Raw genomic sequence first — 20,882 nt, forward strand, 5'->3', positions numbered from 1 at the left:
TCACCATTCGGCGGCGCTCGTCACTGTCCGTTGTGGATAGTGGGATGAAGGTCCCCTTCATCCCTTCCTGAGGAGCCGCATCACGGTCGCGTCCGACACCTGGGTGAAGTCGGCGTACCAGCGACCCACGGCGCTGAATCGCCTCGGCGCGGCGACGGCGATGAACTGGTCCACCTCGCCTTCGAACTCGGCGATGGCATCGGGCGCGCACACCGGCACCGCCAGCACCACGCGCCGCGCGTCGTGGAGGTCGCGGACGGCGGCCATCGCGGTCACGCCGGTCGCCAGTCCGTCGTCGATCACGAGCACGTCGTGGCCGGCCACCGCGACCTCCGGGCGCCCGTCGCGATAGGCGGCCAGACGGCGACGAGCCTCGGCCCGCTCGCGCGCACACGCGGGCTCCATCGCCTTCGGCGTGAGCCCGAACGCGCGCAACGCCGGCGTCGAGTAGTAAGGCGGCCCCTCCGCCGTCACCGCGCCGACGCCGAACTCGCGCCGCCCGGGCGCCCCGATCTTCCGCGCGACCACGACGTCCAGCGGAGCCCCGAGCGCCTGGGCGACCTCGGCCGCCACCGGCACGCCGCCGCGCGGCAACCCGAGCACGACGGGCTCGACCCACGGCTGCCTGGCCAGGATCCGCCCGAGCTGCCGCCCGGCGTCGATTCGATCGAAGAACAACGTCCTCATCACGGCCGCACCACCCGCCAAGACGCGACGCCCGTGGCCCGCGGATCGTTGAACAATCCATGGGTCGGAAAACGGCGAAACCCTGCCGCACAGCGCATCCCGACGACAGCCGGAACGAGCCCGGCCTCGTGGTCGACGAACGGCAACACCATGCGTTCCCGATTCCCGCGACGAAGCCGGGTGAACCGGTCACCCGCCGCGTTCAGGTAGGCCTACCTACTGCTTCCCCTATTGTTTCGCGCGCGGCGACCGACGGATGCTTCGAACACCCACCGAATATCCAGGGAGCCGTCATGACCAGCAGATCCAGGGCCGCCGTCGCTGTTTTGCTCGCCGTTTTCGCGCTTACTCTCACCGCTGCGCCGACGGTTTCGGCGCCCGCGCAGGCGCCCGCCGCCTGCCTCCGGCCCTGCCACTTCTGACGGCGGGCCCGCTCAGAGCTCGAACGCGTTGCCCGTCGCGATCTTCGGGCGTCCCAGCTCGATCGGTTCACCCATGCGCGCGCGCCGGTAGACGTCCGCGGTCGCTTCGGCGATGCGTCCCCAGTCGAAGTCCGCCGCGAGGCGCGACTGGGCCGCTCGTGCGCGCCGGGTCGCTGCGGCGGCGTCGCCGAGGACGGTCGTGACCGCCGCGGCCAGACCCGCGACGTCGCCCGGTTCGAACGCCAGGCCCGTCTCCCCGTCGACGACCACCTCGCCGAGGCCGCCCGCCGTGGACGCGACGAGCGGTGCCTTCGCGGCCGCGGCCTCCAGAGCGACGATCCCGAACGGTTCGTACCGGCTCGGCAGCACCACGGCGTCGGCCGCGGCCAGCAGCGCCCGCAGGTCGCGGTCGGGCAGGTGCCCGACGAAGTCCACCGCGCGGCGAATCCGCAGCTTGCGCGCCTGCGCGACCAGCTCGTCGTGGTGTCGCCCCTTACCGGCGACGACAACCCGCGTGCCCGGGAACTGGCGACGGATGCGGGGGAGCGCCGCCAGCAGGTCCTGCACGCCCTTCTCCCACTCCAGCCGGCCGAAGAACAGCAGGAACGGCGCCCCGTCGGGGCTGTGCCGTTCACGCATCTTCGCCACCTCGGCGGCCGAGACGCGCCAGCTGCGTTCTTCGATGCCGTTGTGGATCACGGTGACGTCGGCGGCCTCGATCTCGAACAGGTGCGCCACTTCCCTGCGCATGGCCTGCGAGCACGTGATCACGGCGTCGGCGCGGTTGGCCAGCCACCATTCGACCGAGTGCACCTGCTGGTTGAGCGGGTGCGAAAGCCACCCGGAGTGCCGGCCGGCTTCGGTCGCGTGGACGGTGCCGACCAGCGGCACACGCGCGGCCTCGGCGATGGCGATCGCGGGGTGCGTCACGAGCCAGTCGTGCGCGTGGACGACGTCGGGCTGCCACGTGCGCAGCAGGTCCTGCGCGGCGCGGATCATGGCGTGCCCCATGGCGAGCGTCCACGCGACGAGGTCACGCTCGAACGTCAGGTGCATCGGGTCCTCGGCCACACGGATCAGCCGCACGCCCTCGACATCGCGGTCGCTGCGCGGGTGCGTCGACGCGTCGGTGCCGGCCTGGTGGCGGCAGAGAACCACCACGTCATGACCCTGCTTGGCGAGGTGCCGGGCCAGCGCGTGCACGTGCCGGGCGAGCCCTCCGATGACCACGGGCGGGTACTCCCACGACAGCATCAGCACGCGCATGGGCAGAGGTTACTCGCCAGTCGCTTCCGTCGGGCGGCCCGGCTGTCGCGGCCCTCGATCTCTGTCACCATCGGAGGTGATGACTTCCAGCCAGCCCGAGTGGCAACGTGCGGACCCGCCCCTGACGACGCCGTGGACCGACCTCGTCAGCCTCTCCGACGTGCTCCCCGAGTACCCCAGACCGCAGATGAGTCGGCCGCGATGGCTGAACCTCAACGGCGTCTGGGACTACGCGGGGTGGCCGTCTTCGCCCGAAGAACCGCGGCCTGGTGGCTACGGCGAGCGCATCTTGGTCCCCTTCGCACCGGAGTCGGCACTCTCCGGAATCAACCGGCGCGACGAGGTCCTCTGGTACCGGCGGCTGTTCGAGATTCCCGGCGACTGGCGTGGCGAACGCGTGCTGCTGCATTTCGGCGCGGTCGAGCAGACGGCGAAGGTCTGGGTGAACAACCAGCTCGTGCTCACCCACGAGGGTGGCTACACGGCGTTCGAGGCGGACGTCACCGATGCGCTGCGTGCGTCCGGGCCGCAGGAGCTGACCGTTCGCGCCGAGGACCGCACCGACATTTCGCCGTTCCCGCTCGGCAAGCAGCGCAACGCGCCGGGCGGGATCTGCTACACGCCGACGTCCGGGATTTGGCAGACGGTGTGGCTCGAGTCGGTGCCGGTGAACCGCGTCGAGGACCTCGAGGTCACTCCGGACCTCGCCGGTTTCACCGTGTTTCCCCAGGTCAAGGGAGGTGCTCAAGTCGAGCTGAGCGTTTCGCCACCCAGCGGCGACGAGATCGTCAGCGTCCGAGGGGCCGCCGGCGCGAGGCTGCGGGCGGACGTCCCGGAGCCCCACTGGTGGACTCCCGACGATCCGTATCTCTACGACCTCACCGTGCGCCTGCTCGACCGCCACGGCGACGTGCTCGACGAGGTCACGAGCTACGGGGGACTGCGCACCGTGGAGCTCGTCCCGGATTCCGCCGGACGCCCCCGCATCGCCCTCAACGGCCGGATCACCTTCCTCCACGGCCCGCTCGACCAGGGTTATTGGCCCGACGGCGGCTACACCGCGCCGACCGACGACGCCCTCCGTTTCGACCTCGAACAGACGAAAGAGCTCGGCTTCAACTTCGTCCGCAAGCACGTGAAGGTCGAGCCCGCGCGCTGGTACCAGTGGGCCGACCGGTTGGGCCTGCTCGTCTGGCAGGACATGCCGTCGTTGGTGGTGTCATTCGACGGGCCGCCCGGGCCGGCGCCGGACCCGGTGCCCGAAGGCAAGGAACGTTTCGAGACCGAGCTGCGGGAAATGGTGCGGCAGCTGCGGAACGTGCCGTCGATCATCGCGTGGGTGCCGTTCAACGAGGGCTGGGGCGAGTTCGACACGGCGCGGATCGCCGAACTCGTGAAGGAGCTCGATCCGACTCGCCTCGTCGTGGCGAACAGCGGCGTCAACTGCTGCTTCTCCCGCACGGACACCGGCGCCGGCGACGTCTACGACGACCACACCTACGTCGGCCCCGGTGAGCCGCGCGTGCAGGACCACCGTGCGCTCGTGAACGGCGAGTACGGCGGCCTCGGGCTCGTCCTCGACGACCACCGCTGGCCCGGCCCGCCCAACGCGTACGAGATGACCGCTGACGCCGATCACCTCACGCGCCGTTACGCGGAGATCAGCACCCGATTGGAGTCCCTCGTGGACGAATTGGGCCTCTCGGGGGCGATCTACACCCAGACCACCGACGTCGAAAACGAGGTCAACGGCCTCCTCACCTACGACCGCCGCGTGACCAAACTGGACGCGGACGTCGCGGCGGCCCACAATCGCGCGGTCATCGCCCGCGGCTCGTCCCCGGTCGTCGAAGCCGCGCACGAACCACAAAACCCCAGCTAAAGCCGTTTCGCCACTGAACGGCGACACGAAAAGGGCGGGCACCCCACGGAGTCCCCGCCCATCGCCGGTTGTGAAAATCAGGCCGGCAGCACGGCCTCGATCGCCTTCACCACGGTGTCGTCCTCGGGCTCGGTCCGCGGCCGGAACCGGCCCACGACCTCACCTTCGGAGTTGATCAGGAACTTCTCGAAGTTCCACTGCACGTCGCCGGCTTCACCCTCGGCGTCGGCGGTCTGGGTGAGCGTGGTGTACAGCGGGTGACGGTCGTCGCCGTTCACCTCGACCTTCTCGAACAGCGGGAAGGTGACGCCGTAGGTGGTGGAGCAGAACGTCTGGATCTCGTCGGCCGTCCCGGGCTCCTGGCCGGCGAACTGGTTGCACGGGAACCCGACGACGGAGAAGCCCTTGTCGCCGTAGCGTTCCTGCAGCCGCTCCAGGCCGGTGTACTGCGGGGTCAGGCCGCACTTCGAGGCGACGTTGACCACCAGCAGCGCCTTGTCGCCGAGCGCGCCCAGGGTGGTGTCCTCACCCGAGAGCGTCTTCAGCGGGATGTCGCGAATGCTCATTCCTCGGTGTCCCTTTCACTTGTGTGGCAGCAGCTGTCGTGCGTCCAGCTGTCCGAACGGTCCGTCGGCGCGGCGGTACTCCGCCGCGAGCTCGTGCGCTCGGGTGCGGTCGCCGGCGCGCAGCAGCCCGGCGAGCTCGTCGAAACGCGAGGTGTGCACGCGGGCGCGCCGGCGCGCGTAATCCGCGGCGGAGTCCTTGGTGACCATGAACGCCCAGTCACTCGACAACGCCAGCATCGCCTCCGCGACGGCTTGGTCGGCCACGGTGTCGCGAGCGGTCCCTCCGCGCTCCCCGAAGTGCCCGGAAACGAGGTCCAGCAAGCGTTTCTGCAACGCCGTGTTGTCCTGCACCATGTCGGCCACCTGCTCGCCGTCCCACACGCGCCAGTCCTTGCCCGAGCCCCACGAAGACGCCGGCAGGTCGATCGGCGCCCCCACGTGGCCGGCCTCCAGCGCGCCCTTCAGCGTCGTCACGCGAACGCCCGCCTCGGGCAACGCGCGCAGAACCCCCTCAAGCCATGCGGGACCCTCGTGCCACCAGTGCCCGAACAGCTCCGTGTCGTACGCCGCGACCACGAGCGACTCGCGCCCGTGCTGCGCCCGCAGCGAACGCAGCCGCGCGACGACGGTGTCGACGAAGTCCTTCACGTGCGTACCGAGCACGTCGGCCGCGAGCGCAGGGTCGTACGGCGCCTTCTCGTGCGGCGGCACCTGCTTGCCGGTGACGCGCGAAGCCTTGAGCCCCACTTCGTGCGCCCACGTGTGGAAATCGCGGTATGCGGCGTGGCCGGGGTAGCCGGCTTTCGGCGACCAGACGCGGTACGTCACCTCGAGGTCTCGCCCGAAACAGACCACGTCCGACGAGCTGACCGTGCGCGCCGCCGACGTGTCGCCGTGCAGCGACGGCCCGTCGACCAGAAAACGCTGCACGCCCGCGGCCGCGTAACCCCGCTCCATCCCGGGCTCGTAGCCGCATTCCGGCGCCCAGATGCCCTCCGGTCGCCGCCCGAGGCGCAGCTGCGTGTCGGCTAGGCCTTCGCGCAGGGCGAACGCGCGGACGTCCTCGTCCAGCAACGGCTGGAACGGGTGCGCGAGCGGTCCCCCCAGCAGCTCGACCGTGTCACTGTCCACAAGTGACCGCAGGATCGGCGAGAACCCGTGGCGCCAGCGTGTCTCCAGCTCCTCCGTCGCGCGCACGGCGGTCTGGTGCTCGGCGGCGGCCAGGTCGCGCAGGAGCGGGTCGCCGCCCCACAGCGTCGACGCGTGCTGCGCGCGCAGCTGCCAGTGCCCGAGCCAGTCGTGGCAGGCGCGTATCGCGTACGGGTCGTCGAGCTGCGCCGCGAGCACGGGTGTCATGCCGAGCGTCAGGACGTCACGTCGCCCCTCAGCGGCGAAACGCTGCAGCAGGTCGACGACCGGCAGGTACGAGTGCGCCCACGCCTGGTAGAGCCACTCCTCGCCGACGGGCCAGCTGCCGTGGTGCGGCAGCCAGGGCAGGTGGCTGTGCAGGACGAGGCAAAAGGTGCCTTCCGAGGCGGGCGGAGTCACGGGCGCACCGCCACCGCGACCAGATCGAGGCTCGCGTCCAGGTCGTTACCGCGGACGGAGAAGTCCTCCGCCCCGATCGCCGCGACGTCGGCGAGCAACCCCGCCGGCCATACGGCCTGCCCGGGCAGCGAGCCCATCACCACCTCGAGCTGCGCGTTGATGATCGAGCCGCTGTACGCGCGTTCCAGCTCCCGCAGGCGTGCCCCGTGATGCAACCCGTGTAGCGATTGGACGGCGAACCCGGCCGCACGCAGTAGACCGTCCAATTCGGACGGTGCCAGCTCCCGCGTGTGGTACGGGTTGAGCGGCGTGTCGGAATCCGGCGTGAACGTGAGCCGGTTCGGGGTCGTGACCAGCAGCTTCCCGCCTGGCCGCAGCACGCGGAAGCATTCGGCGAGGAACCCGTCCTGGTCCCACAGGTGCTCGATCACCTGGAAGTTCGCGACCACGTCCACGGATTCGCCGCTCAACGGCAAATACGCGAGATTCGCGCGCGCCACCGCGACGTCGGGGTACCGGCGCGCGACGTGTTCCGTGGTCGGCACGTCGTAGTCCAGCGCCAGTACTCGCCGCGCCGTCTTCGCGATCAGCCCCGCGCCGTATCCCTCGCCGCAGCCTGCCTCCAGCACCGTCGCGCCGGCGCAGTGGGGGAGCAGGGCGACGTAGGCGGCTTCGTGGCGACGGAACCAGTAGTTCTCCTCGGGGATGCCGGGGATGGTCCGTTCGCCGGTGAGGTGCAGTGCCTCGGCCCGGGTGGCTGCGTTGGTCACCTGCGCGACCCTAGCGCGTGTCACGTTCCTGACCGCCGTCTCGTTCCAGCCCCATGCAACGGACCCTCACACGCGTACTGCTGGTGCTGCTCGGCGTCGTCACAGCGGCGACGGGACTGTGGCCGCTCCTGTCGCCCCTGGGCTTCTACCAGGACTTTCCCGGTTTCCGCCACGGCTGGGTCAGCATGGACGGAGCGTTCGACGAACACCTCATCCGAGACTTCGGCGCCCTCAACCTGGCGCTGGCGGCGACGCTGATCGGCGCCGCCGTGATCGGCACCACAGCCGTCGCGCGCCTGGCGGCCGTGGCGGCCCTGCTGTTCGCCGTGCCGCACTTCGTCTACCACCTCGGGCACGTCGGCCACTTCGCGGCGGTCGACCAAGCAATGATCCTCTCAACGCTCGCGCTGGGCGTGCTGGTGCCGCTCGTCGTGCTGTTCGTCCCGGAACGGCGGCCGGTCAGGTCGGCGACACCGTGATGCTCAGCGCGCCCGGGCCGACATGCGCGCCGATCACCGTGCTCGCATCGCCGACCACGACGTCCGTGATCCCGGGGATCCGGTCTCGCAGCCGCCGCACGACCTCGGTCTCGTCGGAGCCGAAGCGCGTCACGGCGATGTCCACGCGCTGGTCGCCCGCGGCCTTCACCGCGAGGTCCACGAGCCGGTTCATGGCGCGTTTCGTGCCGGGAACGCGCGCCAGTGGCGAGACTTCACCGTTACGGACAGTGAGCAGCGGCTTGATCGAGAACGCCGTGCCCACCAACGACTGGGCGGCTCCGACGCGTCCCGTGCGCCGGAGGTACTCGAGCGTGTCCACGTAGATCAGCTCGGTGGCGGCGCGCACGCGGCGCTCGGCGGCTTCGAGCACGCGCGCGAGCTGACCCCCGGCGCCGGCGACGCGCGCGGCCGACACCGCTGCGTATCCGAGGCTCATGCTGGCTGTTCCGCTGTCGATGATGTGCACGGGGATCCGGACCTGCTGCGCCGCCTCGCGCGCCGCCTGCACGGTCTCCGAGAGGCGACCGGAGATGTGCAGGCTGACGATGGCGGACGCGCCGCGTGCGGCGGCGTCCTGGTACGTCCAGAAGAACGCACCCGGGTCGGGCGGCGAAGTGGTGACGCCGTGGCCGGACTTCATGGCGGCGATGAGCTCGTTGCGGTCGAACCGGAGTTCGTCGTCCATTTGATCCCCGACGTGCAGCTGGACCTGCACCACGCCGATGCCCCAACGGGCGGCGAGTTTGTCGGGCAGGCACGAGGTCGAGTCCGTGACTACGGCGATGTGCGCGGGCATGGTGCGGGAGGTTAACGCCTGTCGGCCTACTGCCAGTAGCCCACCGTTGGTCCGATCGGGCGAGCGGTGTGCTGGACGGGTTAACCGGCGGACTACCGGGACGATGGTCTCAAAAGATTGCTCATCCAGGTGAATGCCGTCACCTCGGCGGGTCTCCTCGCCTGAATGGCCCTAATCTACCGGCCAGTAGAGCACTGTCCCGCGGCCGAGAGCCGGCCCCAACCGGGAGGTCGAAGAAGACCCATGACGAACATCGTTGTCCTGGTCAAGCAGGTACCGGACACCTACTCGGAGCGGAAGCTCTCCGGTGCCGACAACACGCTTGACCGCGAATCCGCAGACGCCGTGCTCGACGAGATCAACGAGAAGGCCGTCGAAGAGGCGCTGAAGATCAAGGAGGCGGGCGAGGGCGAGGTCACCGTGATCTCCGTCGGCCCCGACCGCGCCACCGACGCCATCCGCAAAGCGCTGTCCATGGGCGCCGACAAGGCCATCCACGTCTCCGACGAGGCGTTGCACGGCTCCGACGCCATCGCAACCGCCAAGGTGCTGGCCGCCGCGATCGGCAAGGTCGAGGGGTACGACCTGATCATCGCCGGCAACGAGGCGTCCGACGGCCGCGGCGCCGCCGTGCCGGCGATCGTCGCCGAGCTGCTCGGCCTGCCGCAGCTGACCTACGTGCGCCAGCTGACCGTCGAGGGCACCAGCGTGAAGGCCGACCGCGAGACCGAGGACGGCATCACCCACCTCGAGGCGAACCTGCCCGCGCTCGTGAGCGTCGGCGAGAAGATCAACGAGCCGCGTTACCCGTCGTTCAAGGGCATCATGGCCGCGAAGAAGAAGCCGGTCGAGACGTTCACCGTCGCCGACCTCGGCATCGACGCGGGCGAGGTCGGTCTCGCCAACGCGTGGTCCACCGTGCTCGAGTCGTCCCCGAAGCCGCCGCGCACCGCCGGCGAGAAGGTGGAGGACGAGGGCGACGGCGGCACCAAGGTCGCCGAGTACCTGGTCGCGCAGAAGCTCATCTGAGACACGGTTTCGAGGAGGATCACGAAAAATGGCTGAAGTACTCGTCCTCGTCGACCACGTCGACGGTGATGTCAAGAAGGTCACGCTCGAGCTGCTGACCGCCGCCCGCGCGCTGGGTGAGCCCTCGGCCGTCGTCGTGGGCCCCACGGGCACCGCGGCCAAGGCCAAGGAAGCGCTCGCCGGCCACGGCGCCGCGAAGGTCTACGTCGCCGAGGGCGACGACGCCACGAGCTACCTGGTGACCCCGAAGGTCGACGTGCTGACGAAGCTCGCGGAGCAGGCTTCGCCGGCTGCCGTGCTCGTCGCCGCCAGCGCCGAGGGTAAGGAGGTGGCCGCGCGCGTCGCCGTGCGGCTGGGCTCCGGTCTGCTCTACGACGCGGTGGGCGTGAACGCCGACGGTTCGGTGGACCAGTCCATCTTCGGTGGCGCGTTCTCCGTGAAGTCCAAGGCTGCCAAGGGCACGCCGGTGATCTCGGTGCGTCCGGGCGCTGTCGAGGCCGAGGCCGCCGACGGTGCTGCCGCCGAGGAGACCGTCGAGATCCCGGCGCAGGACGCCGCGAAGTCCGCCAAGGTGACCGGTATCGAGCCGATCGTCGGTGGCGACCGTCCGGAGCTCACCGAGGCGTCGATCGTCGTCTCGGGCGGCCGTGGTGTCGGTTCGGCCGAGAAGTTCGACGTCGTCGAGAAGCTGGCCGACTCGCTCGGCGCGGCTGTCGGCGCTTCGCGTGCGGCCGTCGACTCCGGCTACTACCCGGCGCAGTTCCAGGTGGGCCAGACCGGCAAGACGGTGTCGCCGCAGCTGTACATCGCGCTCGGCATCTCCGGCGCGATCCAGCACCGCGCCGGCATGCAGACGTCGAAGACGATCATCGCCGTCAACAAGGACGCCGAGGCTCCCATCTTCGAGATCGCCGACTTCGGCATCGTGGGCGACCTGTTCAACGTCGCGCCGCAGCTGACGGAGGCCGTGGACAAGCGCAAGGGCTGACGTTTTCCCGCACCGAAGGCCGCTGGGCGAGGTACCGCTCAGCGGCCTTCGGTGTGTGTCGGACCCTGAGAAAAGCCTGAGAACCTGCAATTAACTCAACGTGCACTAATCGGTCATCGATTGGCACTCTCCGCGGTTTCCAGGTCGCAGGTACACAGTGTTCATGACGTCGTCTCAGCTCCTCGTCAGCACTGATCAGGCGGGTGTCGAGCTCCCGGCCGATGCGCCGAGGTACTCCCTGCTCGTGGCCCACGCGAACGAAGAAGTGCTCGCCGCGCAGAAGCTGCGGCACCAGGTTTTCGCCGAGGAGATGGGGGCCCACCTCAATTCCCTGAAACCCGGCCTCGACGTCGACTACTTCGACGAGTTCTGCGACCACCTCGTGGTTCGCGACGACAAGACCGGCGACATCGTCGGCTGCTACCGCATGTTGCCGCCGGAGCGCGCCTCGCAGGCCGGCAGCCTTTACTCCGACAGCGAATTCGACCTGACGGCCCTTTCCGATCTGCGCTCGACGCTCGTCGAGACCGGCCGCTCCTGCGTGCACCCGGACCACCGCAGCGGCGCGGTCGTCAGCCTGGTGTGGGCGGGGATAGCGCGGTACATGCTGCTTTCCGGCCACCGCTACCTCGCCGGCTGCGCGTCCGTGCCCCTCAGCGACGGCGGCAGCTACGCCGCGGGCGTCTGGGATGTGTTGCGCGCCAAGCACTACGCCGACGAGTCGCGCCGCGTTTCGCCGCTGCACCCGTGGGATTTCGGCGCCGTCGTCCGTCCCGACCGCGCCATGCTGCCGCCGTTGATCAAGGGCTACGTGCGGCTCGGTGCCGAGGTCTGCGGCCCACCGGCGCTCGACGACGACTTCGGCGTCGCCGACTTCTTCGTGCTGCTCGACCTGCACAAGATCGACGAGCGTTACCTCAAGTTCTTCCTCGGAGTGCAGGTATGAGCCACGCCTGGATGCCGACGTCTCCCTGCGGCGACGACTGCCTCACCGAAGGCGCCGCCACGGTCTCGTTCCTGCGTCGCGTGCTGCGCTTCGCGTCGGCGATCGGCGTGGTCCTGGCGGCCTTGCTGACGGCGCCGCTGTTGTTCGTGCTGCGCGGCCGGGGCCGGGGACGCCTGGTCCGGACCATTTTCCGCTCGGTGCTCCGCGCGTTCGGCGTGAAGCTGGTCGTCGTCGGCGGTGCCGACTTCCTCGCCGCGCCCGCCGGCCGCGGCGCGCTGGTGGTGAACAACCACATCTCGTGGCTGGACATCGTCGCCATCAACGCCCTTCGCCCCATGCGCGCCCTCGCCAAGGTCGAGATCGGCTCCTGGCCGGTCCTCGGCACCCTCGTCCGCCGCGGCGGCAGCATCTTCCTAGACCGCGAACGCCTCCGGACGCTGCCCGCCACCATGACCGAGCTCGCCGACGCCCTGCGTTCGGGCTCACTCGTCAACGTCACCCCCGAAGGCACCACGTGGTGCGGCCTCGCCTCGGGCCGCTTCACCTCGGCCACGTTCCAGGCCGCCATCGACGGCGGCGTGCCCGTCCGGCCGATCGCCCTCCGCTACCGCCTCGCCGACGGGCGCGAGACGAGCATGCCTGCCTTCATCGGACCGGAGTCCCTCATCGCTTCCCTGCGGCGAGTGGCTTCCTTGCGCGGCCTGGTCCTCGAGGCGCACGTCTGCCCGGAGATCGCCCCGGGTCGCGCGGAGGACCGCCGCTCGCTGGCGGCCCTGGCGGAGGCATCGGTGCACTCGGCTCTCGGGACGGTCCGGATCCCAGCCCAAGGGCGCCGGCGGGTGTCTCCGGCTCCTGCTGCCAAGGCTTCCGTCGAGACGGTCGAGGCACACCAGGTCCACCGCGCCGGTTCTGTCGCTTGACCTGCGGGTTCGCGGGTTTCGCCACTGAGCGGCGACACCCGCGAACCCCTTTCTGTTCCGATGCGTCATTCGCGTTGCTGCCGCCACCGGGTGTCGCCGCTGAGTGGCGAAACCCGGCAAGGACGTTCGATCGACCTCAAGTACCGGCCGCTGGACGTCGAAACTCCGGCCGCCACTGACCTACCTCGCTGATGCCGACTGGTCGCCGTATGCGCGTCGTTGCCACTGAGCGGCGAATCCCGGCGCGGGCTTCAGATCCTCGCGGGACGGCCTTTCCCGTGCGTCGCCACTCAGCGGCAACGCCGGCGAGCACCCCTCCAGTCAGCCTCCGGAGAAGACCTCACCAACAAACCAGGCGCCGTCGTCTTTCAACGGCAAAACTCTCTGACCAGGTAATTATGCCAAGAAACCGGCCTGATGATCGAAGACCTCCACACGATCAGGTGGAGCTCGTCTCAACCGAACCACTCTCCGGTTGAGACGGCTGGCCCTGCGGATCGTCAGGAAACGACGATCGTGATCTTCCCTCCCGGATGCCCCGCCTGGCTCTCCTCCTGCGCGGCCGCGGCCTCCTCCAACGGGTAGCTCTTGCCCTGCGCGATGTGCAGCCCGCGTCCCGCGTACTCGAGGATCTCCTCCAGCACCTCGGGCTTCTGGTCGTCGGCACCACCGGCGGAGAACGGTAGCCCGAGTTCGAACGCAGCCCCGTCCGCGATGGTCACCACGCGCTCCTTCGACCCGCGCAACTCCACGGACTCCGGCAGCACGCCGTGACCCGACGCGTCGAACACCGCGTCCACAGGCCGGTCCGCCGCCGCGCGGACACGCTCCGGCCAGCCGTCGCCGTAGAGGACGGGGATGGCGCCGAGCGACTTCACGTCGTCGAGGCTGCGTTGCCCCGCCGTGCCGATGACAGTCGCCCCGAGCGCAACGGCCGCCTGCGTGGCGAAGCGCCCGACGGTGCCGCTCGCGCCGTGGATCAGCAGCAGGTCGCCGGCCTTGACGTCCAGCAGCCGCAGGACGCGCAACGCCGTTTCGCCGGCCACGGGCAACGCCGCGGCGTCGTCCCACGACAGGCTCGCCGGCTTGCGGGCGAGGGCCTTGGCCAGCGCGTACTCCGCATACGCGCCGGTGGTCGACCATCCGAAGACCTCGTCGCCGACGGCCAACGTCGCGCCGTCGCCCACCGCGTCCACGACGCCGGAGAACTCGGCGCCCGGGATCTGCGGGCTCTTCGGCGCGGAGCCCTGGGCCATGGCGCCGCTGCGGACCTTCCAGTCGATGGGGTTCACGCCCGCACGCCGCACGGCGACGCGGACCTGCCCGGGGCCGGGTTCGGGCAGCGGGACGTCGCTCAGCTGGAGGACGTCCGGGCCGCCGTACGCGGCGAAGGTGATGGCTCGCATGATTCCTCGTACTCTCCTTCGATTCGGGACGGTCGTTCGTCCTGCCTCGAGTCAACTTTCCCGCGCCGCGATCCGAACCGCTCGGACGAGCAGCGTTCACTATCCGGAAGAGCACGACCGGTCCCGTCGTACACGCCTACCGTGGACTCATGGACGCTTCCTGGTCGAATCCGGCCCACGTGCTCGACGTCGCCGTGCGCGTCATCTCCGCGCCGCGGCCCGAGATGCTGCCGCGCTTCTCGCAGGAGCTCTCCGCCGTGCTGCCGCACCGCGCGGCCGCCATGCAGACGGGCGACTGTCCGCGCAGCCCGTTCAAGGTCACCGGCGACACGACCATCACCGGCGCCGTGACCAGCGCGGAGCTGGACCATCTCGCCGAGCGCGCCATCCCGGGCGAGGCCGTGGTCCTCGACGGTGTGCTCGCCGGCTCCGAACGTCGTCTGGTCCTGCTCACCTCTCGCCCCGCCATCGGCAACGGCGCGGTGATCGCCCTGGTGCCGTCCGACGCCGAGCCGACGGTCGAGGCATTGGGAATCGCGGCCCGGCTCTGGCACCTGACCAGCACCGACGCCGGCCAGCGAGCCGTCGACCCCGGCCCCGACGTCCTCGCGAGCAACCTCGCCGCCGCGGCCGCGCGCGCCCAGACCGTCACCGACCTCGGCCAGACGCACGCGGCCACGCTCGTCGCGCTCCTGGCCGTCCTGCGCTCGGGTCGCCTCGGCGACGCGGCCGCGCGCCAGACCGCGACCGACCTGGCCGCTCGCGCGCTCCTCGACCTGCGTGCGGTGGCGGACCGTGACCAGGCGCTCTCCGCGGAGTCCGCTCGCGGCGCGTTCGGCGTGCTCGCCGACCAGCTTTCGCCAGTGGTCGGCCACGCCGACGTCGCCGTCGACCTCGTCGCCCCCACCGACGACCGCCAGCTGCGGCAGGACATCGCCCACACGGCGCGCACGGTGACACGCGGCCTCGTCATCGCCGCCCTCGACCGCCCGGGCACGACCCGCATCCGCGCCTCCTGGCGCCTCGACCGCGCCGTCCTCCGCATCACCGTCCGCGACGACGCACCGGACATCCCCGACGTCGTCCTCGACCCCGGCCTCACCGAACGCATCACGCCCCTGGGCGGCAGCTGGGAAGTCGACGCCGTCCCGGGCTGGGGCGCGACGATCACCGCCGCACTGCCGCTGGACACCGTCGAACCACCTGAGCTGCGTCCACTCGACCGGCTCAACGCGCGGGAGCTCGAAGTGCTGTCGGGCATTTCGCAAGGGCTGCGCAATCGGCAGATCGCCGCGCAGCTGCAGCTCAGCGAGCACACGGTGAAGTTCCACGTGCGCAACCTGCTCGAGAAGCTCGAGGTCAGCTCGCGCGGCGAGGCCGCCGCGCTCGCCCGCGACTTGAGGCTCGATCCGGTCGCGGTGCACCGGACCGCGTGAAATCGGCTTGACCTCCACAGGGCTGGAGGTTGCAGGCTGACGATCATGAGCCGGATCCTCGACGCCCAGCCCCAGCCCCGAAGAAGCGTGCTGTGGAGCCGCGAGCACCGGCTCACGACGATCGGTTTGCTGCTCGTGGTCACGCTGGTGGCCTTCGAAAGCATGGGCGTCGCCACGGCCATGCCCACGCTCGTCGCGGAGCTGCACGGCCTCGCGCTGTACTCGTGGCCGTTCACGACGTTCCTGATCGCCAGCGTCGTCGCCACCGTGCTGTCCGGCCGCATGGGCGACCGCCGCGGCCCAGCGCCCGCGCTCCTGGCCGGACCGGCGCTGTTCGCCGCGGGCCTGATGGTGGCCGGCACCGCGACGACCATGCCGATGCTCCTGGCCGGCCGCGCCCTGCAGGGTCTCGGCTCGGGATTCCTGCTGGTCGCGGTGTCCCTGCTCATCGCCCTGACATTCACCGACCGCGAACGCCCCGTCATCTACGCCGCGAACGCCGCCGCCTGGGTGCTGCCGGCGGTGATCGGCCCTTCGGTCGCGGGCCTGATCACCGTCAGCATCGGGTGGCGCTGGGTGTTCCTCGGCCTGGTTCCGCTGGTCGCCATCGGTGTCGCGCTGCTGGTCGTCGTCGTCCGCGGCTTGCCCGACCACGTCCCGGCCGCGGAGGCGCGCCGCGCCGGCGTCGTCCCGGCCGTCGTCGCTGCGCTCGGTGTCGCCGCCTTGACGTGGGCCGCTCAACACCCGTCGCCTCTCGCCCTCATCTACGGCTCCGTCGGCCTCGTTGCCCTCGGTCTGGCACTGCGGAGGCTCCTCCCGACAGGCACTCTGACGTTCCGCCCAGGCCTGCCCACCGTCGTCGCCTCGCGCGCCCTGCTTTCGGGCGCCTACGCCGGGATGGAGGCCTACCTGCCCCTCACGATGAGTGCCGTCCACGGCTACGGTCCCGCCCTGGCCGGCCTGCCGCTGACGATCACCGCCCTCGGCTGGTCGGCCGCCTCCGGACTTCAGGGCAGGTTCCTCGACTGGTCCCGCGAGGCAACGCTCCGCATCGGCTTCGCCCTGGTCGCCGTGGCCTTGGTGGGCTTCGGCTTCGTCGCGCAGCCCTGGTGCCCCGCATGGCCGGCCTTCGTGATCTGCGCCATCGGCGGCGCCGGCATGGGTATCGCCATGCCCTCGATCTCCGTCCTCCTGCTCCGCTACTCCCCGGAAGGCGAACGCGGCTTCAACACCTCCGCCATGCAGCTCGCGGACTGGGTCGGCTCGGCCCTGCTCATCGGCCTCGGTGGCGTCCTGCTGGCCGTCGTCGCCTCGGCCCTTCACCCGTCGCCGGCGATGGCGATCCTCGCCGTCGCCCTCGTTCTGCTCGCTTTGCTGGGAGTTCGAGTGACCAGCCGGTGGCCGCAGAAGGTGTGACAGGCCACTTCAGGGCCCAGGGTGCACTTCGTCACGGGCTGGAGCGGACTACCCTGATGTGGCGATGACCTATCTCGACCATGCGGCGACCACCCCGATGCTGCCCGAAGCCGTAGCGGCGATGACCGAGGCTTTGTCCACCGTGGGCAACGCCTCCGCGCTGCACTCTTCGGGACGTCGTGCACGCCGCGTCGTGGAGGAATCCCGCGAGATCATCGCCGAAGCCCTGGGCGCCCGGCCCTCCGAGGTGATCTTCACCGGCGGTGGCACGGAGAGTGACAACCTCGCCGTCAAGGGCATCTACTGGGCCCGCCAGAGCGCTGACGCCGGTCGCCGCCGCATCCTGTGCAGCGTCGTGGAACACCACGCGATCCTCGACACCGTCGAATGGCTCGAGTCCCAGTGCGGTGCCGAAGTCACTTGGCTCGAGGTCGACGACCAAGGCCGCGTCCCGCCGGCAACCCTGCGCGCAGCAATCGAGTCCTCGCCCGAGACAGTCGCCGTCGCAACGGTCATGTGGGCCAACAACGAGGTCGGCAGCATCAACCCGATCGCCGAGCTCGCCGCCATTTGTGCGCAGCACGACATCCCGCTGCACACCGACGCCGTCCAGGCCGTCGGCGCCGTCCCGGTCGACTTCGCCGCCAGCGGCGCCGCCGCCCTGACCCTGACGGGCCACAAGCTCGGCGGCCCGTACGGCGTCGGCGCCCTCCTCCTCGGCCGCGACACCGAGTGCACCCCGGTTCTCCACGGCGGCGGACAAGAACGCAGTGTCCGCTCCGGCACCCTCGACGTCCCGGCCATCGTCAGCTTCGCCACCGCCGTCCGCGTGGCGGTCGAGAGCCGCGCCGAATACGCGGCGCGCGTGGAGAAGCTCCGCGACGAGCTCATCGAGGCCGTCCAGCGCGAGGTCCCCGACGCGATCCTCAACGGCGGACGCGGTGAGCGCCTGCCCGGCCACGCCCACTTCACCTTCCCCGGCTGTGCCGGTGACAGCCTGCTGATGCTGCTGGACGCCAAGGGAATCGAATGCTCCACCGGCTCGGCCTGCACCGCAGGCGTCGCCCAGCCGAGCCACGTGTTGCTGGCGATGGGCGCTGACGCTGCGGCCGCCCGCGGCTCCCTGCGCTTCTCTCTCGGCCACACATCGACACTGGATGACGTGAGCGCGCTCGCGCGGGAGATCGGCGGGGTCGTCGCCCGGGCGCGGCAGGCGGGACTTGCCGGCATGCGCAAGCAGACCCAGAAGCAAGAGGTGTAAGCGATGCGGGTACTGGCTGCAATGAGTGGAGGAGTCGACTCGGCCGTCGCCGCGGCGCGAGCGGTTGACGCCGGCCACGATGTCGTCGGCGTGCACCTGGCGCTGTCCGCGAAACCAGGCACGCTGCGGACGGGTTCGCGCGGCTGCTGCACCATTGAGGACTCGCACGACGCCCGTCGCGCAGCCGACATCCTCGGGATTCCCTTCTACATCTGGGATTTCGCCGAACGCTTCACCGAAGAGGTCGTCGAGACGTTCGTCGGCGAGTACGCGGCCGGTCGGACGCCGAACCCGTGCGTGACATGCAACGAGAAGATCAAGTTCGAAGCGTTGCTGGAGAAGGCAATGGCGCTCGGCTTCGATGCCGTGGCCACCGGCCACTACGCGCGCCTAGCCACGGTTGATGGCGAGCTCGAGCTTCGCCGGAGCGCCGATGAGGGCAAGGACCAGTCATACGTGCTGGCGTCCCTTACACCCGAACAGCTCAGCCACGCGATGTTCCCGCTGGGCGATTCGTGGAAGTCGGATGTCCGCGCCGAGGCGGAGCAGCGTGGCCTTTCGGTGGCCAACAAGCCGGACAGCCACGACATCTGCTTCATCCCCGACGGTGACACCAAGCAGTTCCTCGAGAACCGGCTGGGGCAGCGACCGGGGCAGCTGGTCGACGCCGAGACCGGAGCTGTCCTCGGACAGCACACGGGTGTGCACGGCTTCACCGTCGGCCAGCGCAAGGGTCTTGGTATCGACGCGCCGGCCACCGACGGGCGACCCAGGTACGTGCTTTCGCTCGAGCCTGTTTCGGGCACGGTGAAGGTCGGCTCGTCGACCGGCCTTGGCGTTGACGTGATCGAGGCCGACCGGGCGATCTGGCCCAGCGGGCGCGCGCTCGAAGGTCCGACCGAATGCGTCGTGCAGGTTCGAGCGCACGGCGGCATCGCCGAAGCGGTCGTCGAGGCAGACGGCGCGCATGTCAGCGTCCAGCTGCGCGAGCCGCTCCGGGGCGTTGCGCCTGGTCAGGTCGTGGTCTTGTACCGGCCGGATGCCGGCGCCGGCGATCTCGTCCTCGGCAGCGCGAAGATTTCCAGCACGCGCTGACCTCGCCGCTCAGGCTCCCTTGCGCGTCTCCACGGGGTGCTCGACCTGCGGGCCGGGCTCGTGGAGCGGCGGTGGAATGCTCTCGACCTTGTGGCCGGTCGGTGTCGTGATGACGAGCTTTCCGTCGTCGCGGACCTGATACTTCCAATCGGCGCGATTCTTCAGGCGCCGGTGGCGGATGCAGTAGCTCAGCGTTCCGTCAGTATCGGTTGCCGACCCGGCCTTCGTCGGCGTCGGCTCGGTCAAGCAATTGTGCGCGGGCCGCGGGCAACCGGGCTGACGGCACTCGCGGTCCCGGACCCGCACGAACTCCTCGACGTCGATGCTCGGCCGGTAACGGAACTTGCCGACTTCGATCACCTGCCCGGTGAGCGGGTCGGTGATGATCCGCCGCAGCGTCGTGTCGGGACCGGTCGCGATGTGCCGGGCGACCTCGGCCGGAACGTGCCCGTGCCCGGCCAGCTCAGCTGGGTCGTCGTTGAGCCCCAGATAGGTCTGGAGGTCGACGTAGAGATAGACCTCGGCCTGCTCGGCGGCGCCACCCTTGCCCGTCAGCAGGAGGTCGAGCGCGACGTCTGCGCGTAGCTGGTCGAGCGTCCGCTTCTCGTCGCTTGTCTTGAGTGTTCGGGCGATTTTGTCGATACGGAGATAAGCGGCAGTGGCCTTCTCTGTGGGTGCATTGTCGATGGAGAGTTGTGAGATGCCCTCGGACTGGTGGTGCAGGACGGTCCGGCGTTCAGCGTGCCGTTGCGTGACGCGGTTCGCTGCTCCTTCGGGGTCGGTCTTCATCGCGGCGTACGCGGTGGCTTTGCGGATCTGCGTCGGGTTCTTGTCGGACAGGCGGTCTTCGAGCAGGGTGTCGACGATCCGGGCGTGGTGATCGGACAGCCACCCGGTGCCCTCGGTGACCTTCATGGCGCGATACAGGTCGACAAACCCGCTGTCCATAAGGCGAAACGTCCGAGGGAGTCGGTTCGCCAGGGCCTCGGCCGCGGAAATCATCGCGCCGGCTCGGTTGTCCGTGAGATGCAAGGTCAATGCCACTTCGGAGGCCAGTTCCCGGGCGTCCGTTCTTCGCCTGCGCAGCCCGGCGAGGCAGTGGAGTTGAAGTGCTTGAAGTCGGGCGATCTGGTGACCCGCGTCCTTGGTCACCTGCATGAGCTGCTTTGTCTGCAAGCGCTCGAAAATCTCGAGGTTCGCTTGCATGGCACGGAGAAGGAAGTCGAGATCGGCGGTTTCGGGGGCGTTATGGGAATCGTCGGCGGCTGCCGTCGCCGGCTTCGATTTGGTCATGGCGGCGACGATACGCATCAGTCGGTGCGTGGTCATCAAAACGGCACGAACGGGCCGTTCGCGCACTTTTTCTTGGCGTCACCCGGGATTCGTGGCAACGTGGAGTCGTCCGGTGGTGCGGCGGGCAAGGGCGATCCGTGCTGAATGGACAGTCGGAGGAAGGGTCAGAGGCGAAGTTTGAAACCGGTGTGGCTGGCTACGAAACCGAGTCGTTCGTAGAACCGGTGCGCTGCGGTCCGGGAGGTGTCGGAGGTGAGTTGCACCAGGGCGCATCCGCGCCGGCGGCACTCGTCGATGGCCCATTGGACGAGGTCTCCGCCGAGCCCCGCGCTTCGATGGTCGCTGCGGACCCTCACCGCTTCGATCTGCCCGCGGAGGGCGCCCCGACGAGCGAGGCCGGGGATGATCGTGAGTTGCAGCGTCGCCACGGGTTCGTCGTTCGACGTGGCCACGACCAGAAGCTGTTGCGGGTCGGCGTCGATGGCTTCGAAGGCCCGAAGGTAAGGCTCGAGGTCGTCGGTTGAATCCCTGGTCGCGCCGAGTTGGTCGTCGACGAGCATTTGCACGATGGCTCCGACGTCGTCGCGGCGGGCTTTCCTCACGGTGATACCAGGCATGGTGATCAGTATTCCAGCGTGGCCGGTTGGAGTTCTCG

General features: G+C 69.8%; 19 protein-coding genes. 10 read left to right on the forward strand and 9 right to left on the reverse strand.

Going from position 1 to position 20,882, the window contains the following annotated elements:
• Window positions 1–57 precede the first annotated feature (57 nt).
• Both AB0K15_RS26630 and AB0K15_RS26635 read right to left on the reverse strand, forming a co-directional pair.
• A complete protein-coding gene (locus AB0K15_RS26630; protein WP_364055832.1) occupies window positions 58–687 on the reverse strand; it encodes a phosphoribosyltransferase family protein in 630 nt (209 codons plus the stop codon).
• Window positions 688–1,121: 434 nt separating this feature from the next.
• Window positions 1,122–2,375, reverse strand: coding sequence for a glycosyltransferase family 4 protein (locus tag AB0K15_RS26635; RefSeq protein WP_364055835.1), 1,254 nt, complete (start codon window positions 2,373–2,375; stop codon window positions 1,122–1,124).
• A gap of 79 nt (window positions 2,376–2,454) precedes the next feature.
• On the opposite strand from AB0K15_RS26635, the gene AB0K15_RS26640 reads away from it, so the two are divergent.
• Window positions 2,455–4,257: a sugar-binding domain-containing protein gene (locus AB0K15_RS26640; RefSeq protein WP_364055838.1), complete on the forward strand. Its 1,803-nt coding sequence runs from the start codon at window positions 2,455–2,457 to the stop codon at window positions 4,255–4,257.
• 77 nt (window positions 4,258–4,334) lie between these two features.
• Here the strand turns inward: AB0K15_RS26640 and AB0K15_RS26645 are convergent, their stop codons facing one another.
• Genes AB0K15_RS26645 through AB0K15_RS26655 form a run of 3 tightly spaced genes read right to left on the reverse strand, consistent with a single transcriptional unit; the run spans window position 4,335 to window position 7,141 of the window.
• Complete coding sequence (locus tag AB0K15_RS26645; RefSeq protein ID WP_364055841.1) at window positions 4,335–4,823, reverse strand: glutathione peroxidase; 489 nt, start codon at window positions 4,821–4,823, stop codon at window positions 4,335–4,337.
• A 15-nt stretch (window positions 4,824–4,838) separates the two neighbouring features.
• The gene (locus tag AB0K15_RS26650; protein WP_364055844.1) at window positions 4,839–6,371 is read right to left on the reverse strand and encodes a glycoside hydrolase family 57 protein; all 1,533 of its coding nucleotides are present in this window, start codon (window positions 6,369–6,371) and stop codon (window positions 4,839–4,841) included.
• Entirely contained in the window at window positions 6,368–7,141 is a 774-nt protein-coding gene (locus tag AB0K15_RS26655; RefSeq protein WP_364055847.1) for a class I SAM-dependent methyltransferase, read from the reverse strand. The genes AB0K15_RS26650 and AB0K15_RS26655 overlap by 4 nt, the downstream gene beginning before the upstream one ends.
• A 53-nt stretch (window positions 7,142–7,194) precedes the next feature.
• Here AB0K15_RS26655 and AB0K15_RS26660 point away from each other — a divergent pair, with 53 nt between their 5' ends.
• Window positions 7,195–7,620, forward strand: coding sequence for a hypothetical protein (locus AB0K15_RS26660; protein WP_364055850.1), 426 nt, complete (start codon window positions 7,195–7,197; stop codon window positions 7,618–7,620).
• On the opposite strand, the gene AB0K15_RS26665 is transcribed toward AB0K15_RS26660, so the two are convergent.
• A complete protein-coding gene (locus AB0K15_RS26665; protein ID WP_364055853.1) occupies window positions 7,601–8,437 on the reverse strand; it encodes a DegV family protein in 837 nt (278 codons plus the stop codon). The genes AB0K15_RS26660 and AB0K15_RS26665 overlap by 20 nt on opposite strands.
• Before the next feature lie 243 nt (window positions 8,438–8,680).
• Between AB0K15_RS26665 and AB0K15_RS26670 the strand changes: the two genes are divergently transcribed.
• From AB0K15_RS26670 to AB0K15_RS26685, 4 genes are all read left to right on the forward strand, one after another.
• Window positions 8,681–9,466, forward strand: coding sequence for an electron transfer flavoprotein subunit beta/FixA family protein (locus AB0K15_RS26670; protein ID WP_364055856.1), 786 nt, complete (start codon window positions 8,681–8,683; stop codon window positions 9,464–9,466).
• A 28-nt stretch (window positions 9,467–9,494) separates the two neighbouring features.
• Window positions 9,495–10,454 (forward strand): electron transfer flavoprotein subunit alpha/FixB family protein, encoded by a 960-nt coding sequence (locus tag AB0K15_RS26675; RefSeq protein ID WP_220237584.1) that lies wholly within the window; start codon window positions 9,495–9,497, stop codon window positions 10,452–10,454.
• A gap of 163 nt (window positions 10,455–10,617) precedes the next feature.
• A complete protein-coding gene (locus tag AB0K15_RS26680; RefSeq protein ID WP_364055860.1) occupies window positions 10,618–11,400 on the forward strand; it encodes a GNAT family N-acyltransferase in 783 nt (260 codons plus the stop codon).
• Window positions 11,397–12,320 carry a lysophospholipid acyltransferase family protein gene (locus AB0K15_RS26685; protein ID WP_364055863.1) on the forward strand — a complete coding sequence of 308 codons (924 nt, stop codon included), beginning with the start codon at window positions 11,397–11,399 and terminating at the stop codon, window positions 12,318–12,320. The genes AB0K15_RS26680 and AB0K15_RS26685 overlap by 4 nt, the downstream gene beginning before the upstream one ends.
• A 500-nt stretch (window positions 12,321–12,820) precedes the next feature.
• On the opposite strand, the gene AB0K15_RS26690 is transcribed toward AB0K15_RS26685, so the two are convergent.
• Window positions 12,821–13,726 (reverse strand): NADP-dependent oxidoreductase, encoded by a 906-nt coding sequence (locus AB0K15_RS26690; protein WP_364055866.1) that lies wholly within the window; start codon window positions 13,724–13,726, stop codon window positions 12,821–12,823.
• Between the two features lie 149 nt (window positions 13,727–13,875).
• Between AB0K15_RS26690 and AB0K15_RS26695 the strand changes: the two genes are divergently transcribed.
• From AB0K15_RS26695 to mnmA, 4 genes are all read left to right on the forward strand, one after another.
• Complete coding sequence (locus AB0K15_RS26695; protein ID WP_364055869.1) at window positions 13,876–15,162, forward strand: LuxR C-terminal-related transcriptional regulator; 1,287 nt, start codon at window positions 13,876–13,878, stop codon at window positions 15,160–15,162.
• Window positions 15,163–15,207: 45 nt separating this feature from the next.
• A complete protein-coding gene (locus AB0K15_RS26700; RefSeq protein ID WP_364055872.1) occupies window positions 15,208–16,578 on the forward strand; it encodes an MFS transporter in 1,371 nt (456 codons plus the stop codon).
• 64 nt (window positions 16,579–16,642) lie between these two features.
• Window positions 16,643–17,839, forward strand: a complete 1,197-nt coding sequence (locus tag AB0K15_RS26705) for a cysteine desulfurase family protein (protein ID WP_364055875.1) — start codon at window positions 16,643–16,645, stop codon at window positions 17,837–17,839.
• A 3-nt stretch (window positions 17,840–17,842) separates the two neighbouring features.
• The gene (mnmA, locus tag AB0K15_RS26710; protein WP_364055878.1) at window positions 17,843–18,934 is read left to right on the forward strand and encodes a tRNA 2-thiouridine(34) synthase MnmA; all 1,092 of its coding nucleotides are present in this window, start codon (window positions 17,843–17,845) and stop codon (window positions 18,932–18,934) included.
• A gap of 9 nt (window positions 18,935–18,943) precedes the next feature.
• Here the strand turns inward: mnmA and AB0K15_RS26715 are convergent, their stop codons facing one another.
• Entirely contained in the window at window positions 18,944–20,227 is a 1,284-nt protein-coding gene (locus tag AB0K15_RS26715; RefSeq protein WP_364055881.1) for a DUF222 domain-containing protein, read from the reverse strand.
• A gap of 164 nt (window positions 20,228–20,391) precedes the next feature.
• Window positions 20,392–20,844 carry a GNAT family N-acetyltransferase gene (locus AB0K15_RS26720; RefSeq protein ID WP_364055884.1) on the reverse strand — a complete coding sequence of 151 codons (453 nt, stop codon included), beginning with the start codon at window positions 20,842–20,844 and terminating at the stop codon, window positions 20,392–20,394.
• Window positions 20,845–20,882: the final 38 nt, after the last annotated feature.

Origin of the sequence: Amycolatopsis sp. NPDC049253, from assembly GCF_040678995.1 — a bacterium.
Classification (GTDB): Bacteria; Actinomycetota; Actinomycetes; order Mycobacteriales; family Pseudonocardiaceae; genus Amycolatopsis.

Coding starts and splice junctions, on each gene's coding strand:
- AB0K15_RS26630 (WP_364055832.1), bottom strand. CDS start 687: ATGAGGACGTTGTTCTTCGATCGAATCGACGCCGGGCGGCAGCTCGGG.
- AB0K15_RS26635 (WP_364055835.1), bottom strand. CDS start 2,375: ATGCGCGTGCTGATGCTGTCGTGGGAGTACCCGCCCGTGGTCATCGGA.
- AB0K15_RS26640 (WP_364055838.1), top strand. CDS start 2,455: ATGACTTCCAGCCAGCCCGAGTGGCAACGTGCGGACCCGCCCCTGACG.
- AB0K15_RS26645 (WP_364055841.1), bottom strand. CDS start 4,823: ATGAGCATTCGCGACATCCCGCTGAAGACGCTCTCGGGTGAGGACACC.
- AB0K15_RS26660 (WP_364055850.1), top strand. CDS start 7,195: ATGCAACGGACCCTCACACGCGTACTGCTGGTGCTGCTCGGCGTCGTC.
- AB0K15_RS26665 (WP_364055853.1), bottom strand. CDS start 8,437: ATGCCCGCGCACATCGCCGTAGTCACGGACTCGACCTCGTGCCTGCCC.
- AB0K15_RS26670 (WP_364055856.1), top strand. CDS start 8,681: ATGACGAACATCGTTGTCCTGGTCAAGCAGGTACCGGACACCTACTCG.
- AB0K15_RS26675 (WP_220237584.1), top strand. CDS start 9,495: ATGGCTGAAGTACTCGTCCTCGTCGACCACGTCGACGGTGATGTCAAG.
- AB0K15_RS26680 (WP_364055860.1), top strand. CDS start 10,618: ATGACGTCGTCTCAGCTCCTCGTCAGCACTGATCAGGCGGGTGTCGAG.
- AB0K15_RS26685 (WP_364055863.1), top strand. CDS start 11,397: ATGAGCCACGCCTGGATGCCGACGTCTCCCTGCGGCGACGACTGCCTC.
- AB0K15_RS26690 (WP_364055866.1), bottom strand. CDS start 13,726: ATGCGAGCCATCACCTTCGCCGCGTACGGCGGCCCGGACGTCCTCCAG.
- AB0K15_RS26695 (WP_364055869.1), top strand. CDS start 13,876: ATGGACGCTTCCTGGTCGAATCCGGCCCACGTGCTCGACGTCGCCGTG.
- AB0K15_RS26700 (WP_364055872.1), top strand. CDS start 15,208: ATGAGCCGGATCCTCGACGCCCAGCCCCAGCCCCGAAGAAGCGTGCTG.
- AB0K15_RS26705 (WP_364055875.1), top strand. CDS start 16,643: ATGACCTATCTCGACCATGCGGCGACCACCCCGATGCTGCCCGAAGCC.
- mnmA (WP_364055878.1), top strand. CDS start 17,843: ATGCGGGTACTGGCTGCAATGAGTGGAGGAGTCGACTCGGCCGTCGCC.
- AB0K15_RS26715 (WP_364055881.1), bottom strand. CDS start 20,227: ATGACCAAATCGAAGCCGGCGACGGCAGCCGCCGACGATTCCCATAAC.
- AB0K15_RS26720 (WP_364055884.1), bottom strand. CDS start 20,844: ATGCCTGGTATCACCGTGAGGAAAGCCCGCCGCGACGACGTCGGAGCC.